Annotated in this window: 7 protein-coding genes; 1 reads left to right on the top strand and 6 read right to left on the bottom strand. The window is 60.4% G+C overall.

The window, feature by feature from the left end:
• Nucleotides 1-214 precede the first annotated feature (214 nt).
• From ABIB56_RS18375 to ABIB56_RS18350, 6 genes are all read right to left on the bottom strand, one after another.
• Entirely contained in the window at nt 215-850 is a 636-nt protein-coding gene (locus tag ABIB56_RS18375) for a hypothetical protein (RefSeq protein ID WP_354570673.1), read from the bottom strand.
• Nucleotides 851-916: 66 nt separating this feature from the next.
• On the bottom strand, nt 917-1,528 hold the full coding sequence (locus tag ABIB56_RS18370; RefSeq protein ID WP_354570672.1) for a hypothetical protein: 612 nt from the start codon (nt 1,526-1,528) through the stop codon (nt 917-919).
• 10 nt (nt 1,529-1,538) lie between these two features.
• A complete protein-coding gene (locus tag ABIB56_RS18365; RefSeq protein WP_354570671.1) occupies nt 1,539-2,324 on the bottom strand; it encodes a hypothetical protein in 786 nt (261 codons plus the stop codon).
• A gap of 367 nt (nt 2,325-2,691) precedes the next feature.
• Nucleotides 2,692-3,291: a thioredoxin domain-containing protein gene (locus ABIB56_RS18360; protein ID WP_354570670.1), complete on the bottom strand. Its 600-nt coding sequence runs from the start codon at nt 3,289-3,291 to the stop codon at nt 2,692-2,694.
• A complete protein-coding gene (locus ABIB56_RS18355; RefSeq protein ID WP_354570669.1) occupies nt 3,288-3,854 on the bottom strand; it encodes a MauE/DoxX family redox-associated membrane protein in 567 nt (188 codons plus the stop codon). Before ABIB56_RS18355 ends, ABIB56_RS18360 begins: the two co-directional genes overlap by 4 nt.
• 7 nt (nt 3,855-3,861) lie before the next feature.
• Complete coding sequence (locus tag ABIB56_RS18350) at nt 3,862-4,326, bottom strand: hypothetical protein (RefSeq protein WP_354570668.1); 465 nt, start codon at nt 4,324-4,326, stop codon at nt 3,862-3,864.
• Between the two features lie 249 nt (nt 4,327-4,575).
• Between ABIB56_RS18350 and ABIB56_RS18345 the strand changes: the two genes are divergently transcribed.
• A complete protein-coding gene (locus ABIB56_RS18345; protein ID WP_354570667.1) occupies nt 4,576-5,130 on the top strand; it encodes an RNA polymerase sigma factor in 555 nt (184 codons plus the stop codon).
• Nucleotides 5,131-5,530: the final 400 nt, after the last annotated feature.

Here is a 5,530-nt window from a genome sequence, read left to right as displayed (position 1 = left end):
ACAACCAACGCGCCGAACCATTCAAATGGGTCAAAACCGCCGACCACCTACCCGGCAAGATCAAACGTAAAGAGACCATTAACACGCGACACTAGCTTGAAAGACTGGCCAGCAACCGCCGAGGAGCGAAAAGCCTTGAACCTGCAGATGCGGGACGCAGTCAACATCGGATCGCCGCCAGAAGCCGGCGTCGACGGTGGCAGACAGGCTCGAGCTATCGGAGCTGAGTAGCGAGCCACCCATCTTTATCCATTGAAAGGGCGACAGTTCGGAATGGCTCTGAGGCGATGGTCACCTCAAGCTGGAGTCTCCCACCGATGTAGTTAACGAGATCCTGCAGCTCCGAAGGATCTTTCGGGGCGAACTCCCCCTGGGCTGTGTCTAACCCGATCATCGCGCTGAAATGGAGTCTGGCCAATCGACGCGCTGCTTGGATGATCCGCAGCCCGTCCATGGTTTTCCTCGTGGTCCAGTCCGCGCCGGCCGTCACCACGGCGTGAGTGTCAACTTCCCAGGGCAGTTCGTTCCACCTCGGTACGGCGATGAACGGTTGGGTAAACCCGCGTGACGCTTCCGCGATCGATTCCCCGCGGTCGCTACTCGGTAAGTGGAGCATCGCACCCATGATCTGATCCCCCGAGTGGCGGTGGAGGGATCTGTCGAGAGGCTGGTCGAGATCATCCGTCAGCCATTGCGGTTCGACACCGAAGTAGGCGATCGAGAACGGCGGTGCGACCCGGTCGAGTTCGAGCAGCTCTTCCTTCGCCTGCGCGATCCGTCTCGCGCTCTCGCCAGAACGGGAAATAGTTCGTCTGGCTGGGTTTCCTCCACTTCCGCGCCTTGCTGCCACTAAATCCCCTCCCGTATAAAGCTGCTCACGCAACCTCTACCTAGACGTCTGAGTTGCTCAGTGTTCTCAGCAGCGGCCACCGAAAAATGGCACTGGCACTTTGGTCTGAGCTTCACCTTCCTGCTTGACGCCGAAAACGACGCAGGTAGGTTGCCTGACGATGGTGAGCCCGGGGTAACTTCCGATTCCGTTGCAGCCAGTGACCTTGACTAGTGAGGTCTGCTCGGCGGTGATCTCCGGACCGTTGAGGTGCTCCCACTTGGCCCATGTGGTCACAAACAGCCGCGCCGAGCTGGGCGAGACGATGGAGACAGTTCCAGTGATTCCGGGGGCCACGAGGATGGGGCTCTTCCAAATTTTGAGGGTTGGATCGACGCCGGCTGGCACTTCCGCTGGATGCGCGAGGTCGCCCTTAGTCGGTGGGTCGTTCCAGGTTTGCGACCAGATCCCGTACTTCACGAGCTTGGTAGTGAGTTCAGCTGGTAGGGCCTCGGCGCTGGCCGTCGGCGCTGCGGTGCTGCATCCGGGTGTCCGCCACGGCGAAGGAGCAGGAGAAGGTGCTCCGATACAGCCGGTCAGCGCGGCCACGACAACAATGCTGAGCGCACCAGCGCCGAGGCGCACACCGACTTGCGGCCCGTGCGTCTCGACGCTGCTACTACGGTGTCTCACCGTCATGCCTGTGATCCTAGACGCTGACCCCAACAAGCAGGGCGATTCCGATGAGGACCGCAAGGCCGCCCTCGATGTAACCGAGGGGAGTGATCCTGCTCTTTACGGTGTCGACGGTCTGGCAGATCACTGAGGATGATTTGGCGTCTCCTGCAGCAGCGATAAGTGAAGTCGCGATCCTGCCCCCTGCGAAGCCGGCGAAAATTGCTGCCGGCACGTAGAGCGTGCCGCTCTGCACGCTCCAGGCCGCCATCAGGAAGAAGCCGGGCGAGACGATCGTGGTAACGAACCCGAGGCCGAGAAAGAATCCAAATACGCCCATGAAGCGCAGCGCACCCCACCGCTCCCACATCCGGCGCACTTTCCATCCGCCAGGCAACATGGTGGTCGCGCGGAAGAGTCGAAGCGCGCCGACGATGATCAGCGGGAAAGCGAGCCAGGTTGGGCCGAAGTTTGGCGTCACTGCGGCCAGTACCGCGACCAGGCCGGCTGTGACTGCACTGCCTACCAGGATGCCGGTGACGTGACTGCTGAGGACGGCGGCTGGACGATGTTCTCCGGGCGCGATTAGCCGGGAGGCCGCGTTCCATCCGCAATCAGTTCTGACACCTTGTGCGCCGACGAGGGCGGCAAGCAGGACCATTCCAGCCGTCATGAGAGGTGGGGCATCGAGTCGCACTGCCGTCGCATAGAGGGCGACGACGATGGCGATTGTGAGAGTCGCGAGTCCTATCGCTGTGGTGCGTACCTGCGCGACAGTGTTTGTCCGCAGAGTGGCAGGTTGGATAACCAACTGAGTCATGGTTTTTCTCCTTAGCCGTAGCAGATGCAGTTGAAGGTGTAGCCGCCTGCGGAGAAGATGCTGCAGCTGCAGTCACAGCATTGCCCTCCACCGCTGGTCCAGCAGTTTCCGCTCCCGCTGCACATGCCGGGGGCAGCGGTGCATTGAGCGTTGTACCCGTTGCCGCTGCAGGTGTGTCCGCTGCACAGGATGGGGTTTGTCGATCGACAATTCGGGAGACCGCTACAGGGGAAGGCAGCGTAGGCGGCCTGAGGCATGCCTACCGTTGCTCCGGCGACGACGCCGAATACCGTGGCGAGCGTGCCCTTGAGTACCGTTCGCCGATTCACGAATCTCGTGAACTTTGCTCCTTTGACCAGTTTGTTGTTCATCGCGCCACCCTTTCTTCGATCCTGATTTCTTCGACTCCTGCCGGGATGGAAACGGGTGCGACAGCGCGCGCTTGCGTCGCTGCCCACTCGATCCCGTCGAGGCCATTGATGATCCCCTTCGCACGGACCCGTGATTCGGGGCCAACGGCGATCGCGTATGGCGTCCCGTTCACCTCGAACTTTTCGATCAGCCGTTCCTTCGAGTCCCAAATAACGTGGACTGAATCAGCCGTGCGCGATGCCCACGCAGTGACGTCAGCTCGCGGTCCTGAGCAGAAAACCACGAGCTCGACGCCCTCCGCGATAGCAGGAGGTGCGGAGAGAACTTCGCGGATCTCGGTGCAGAAAGTGCACGTTGTAGAGGCAAAGACAATTGCGGTGGGCTGTGGCGCCGGCAATAGGACTTCCCGCCCTCGTGTGTCTGTGAGAGCGAGCGAGGGCAATGCGGAGTCCAACTCGGGGCCTTGAGCGATTTTCTGCTCGGGTAGGCCCATATACATCTGCCCGAAGTGGCGGTAGAGCGCCAGCAAAGCCAGCGCCGTGGCGAAAAACAGTACCCAAAGGGCGATGACGGCGACCCATAGTGCGATGATCACGCGAGTTCTCCTTCCAATTGAACGTCAGCTACCGCGGCAGTTCGCGCGCGGAGTTTCCTGTCGAATGCGACCACCAAGGTCGCCTGGTTCGAAAGCGCGATCGCGGCGAGCAGCGTTGCTGCGGCAGTGGCGCCGACCAGTTCGTTGATAAGGGTGTTGCCGAGCAGTGTCGGCGATGCGCTGGAGCTGAGCGCGAGGACAATAGTTGCGATGAAAAGAATGCTCGCTCTCGCGAGGGACAGGCGAGAATCCAAGCTGTGATCGACCGCGCCGTAGCAGCTGCATCCGGCTGATCCCGTTGCGACGTTGCGAATCTGCAGGATCACAAATGCGCCAGTCAGGACTGCGGCCGCCCACGCCGACAGTGGCTCAGCGATTCGAAGCATGATGGCGAGGGCGAGAACAGTCTCGAGAGAAATGACTGCGATTCCTGTTGCTGAGCGGATCCGCCGTGGGATGCCGAGTTGGGCGAGATAGCCACCAAACTCATCCAGTCCCGCGGCCTTGCCGATGGCGGCCAACAGCAGTAGCGCGGCGACAAAGCCGGCCAACAGCGCAGTCATCGTTCAGTTATCCGAGCCGGGCGTAGATCGCCTCAGCGACCTTGCCCATCTCGGCTGGGTTGGCAATGTGGGAAGGGCCGACTCGAATTCCAAGGGTTCCACCACCGACCGAGATCGCTATGGAGTGGCGGTACTCGCGAGACCAGTGGATTGGGCCGATATCGAAGTCCACCTGATCGGTGCCAGGTCCAGGACTCCACTCACCATCGAAATATGAATACGGGACAGGTTGGTTGCCGGTGGACGCCACCTGATGGTTCTCGGTGCCCGCCAGCGGAATTGTGGGATCTCCGCACCAGCAAACGGTGAGGAAATTGGAGAATCCGTATTGCGGTCCAAGGAAATAACGCAGAGCAATCTGATCCTCGGTACGCCTCCCGAATTCACCTGCGGAGGCTCCAGAGACGGTCCCGTGAAAAGTTGCTCCGGATGGTAGATAGCTCGGCTTTAGGATGTCGGCAGCAGCGCTCATGATCGTGACCTTTCAGCGTGGTGGTCAATTGCGGGCTGGCGTGCCCGGCCCATACATAGATATGTCCGGCACCGCTCGTTCGGTTCCAAAAAAAACTTTGATAATCTGTCACCAGAGTGCACACTGGATGGCAATCCGAAGGCTCACTAGGGTCTCGGACCGGCGCAGTTTCTCACGCCACTCATTCACCGATCGGACCACATTGGGGTAGTTCGCAGCACTCCGGTGTGCATCGCCAGCTGGGGGCGCATGCAAGATCAGGATTCCGACGAGACCCTCTGGAGCAGGGTGCTCGGCGGCGAAGAAGAGCCCTTCGGTGTGTTGTTTGATCGTCACCGCCGAAGTATCTTCCAGCACGCATACGCTCGTACCTTCGATCGCACCGAAGCCGAGGATGCCGTCGCAATTGTCTACTTCGAAGCCTGGCGGCACGGTCGAAAAGTTCGCTTCATCGAAGGCTCAATCCTTCCGTGGCTCCTGGCTGTGACCGCGCACGTTACACAGAACCTCCAGCGGTCACGCCGCCGATACACGCGGTTGCTGGCTAGCCTTCCGTCCGAAGAGGCAGCAGCCGACGATCCGATCGAAGACGCCGGCACTCATCTCGACCTCGAACGTGAATGGCACCAAATCGCAGAAAAAGTGCGTAAATTGAGTCCTCTCGATCAAGCGATTGTGGAGCTCTGCCTCGTCAGAGAACTATCGACCGCCGAAGTCGCGACAACGTTGGGCATCCCCACAGGCACCCTGAAGTCCCGCCTATCGCGAGTAAGAGCCAAGCTTCGTGGGGAGCACTGCACTTAGTCCAGGTGAGGCACGCGTGACCCGACCCGATACCCCCGACGACATGCGTCCGCACCGCGCGGCCGCCGTCCGTGAAATTCTTCTCGCTACGGCAGGTGGCCGGCTACACAAGCGTCGACCTAGCGTTGGCCATTTTCTGGTTGGTGTTCTCGCCGCTGCCGCCGTATTCACTCTCGGCCCAGCTTCCTTACAGAGACACTCGCGATGACGGTCAGACCCCTACGTGTCAGGGTTGGGTGAGGCCAGTAGCTCAGAGCAAGTCCGCCGTTTGACGTAGGGCGAGAATCAGGAAACCACCATCATGTCTAGATGAGTGAGTCCTATTAGGCGGATGCCGCGTGGGCGCTGTTAATCGGAGGCGGAGGGTGTTAAACCCAGCGTGTGAAAACAGACCTCAACA

This window comes from Glaciihabitans sp. UYNi722 (assembly GCF_040549465.1).
GTDB lineage: Bacteria > Actinomycetota > Actinomycetes > Actinomycetales > Microbacteriaceae > Lacisediminihabitans.
This window is presented reverse-complemented; position numbering and strand designations above follow the sequence as displayed.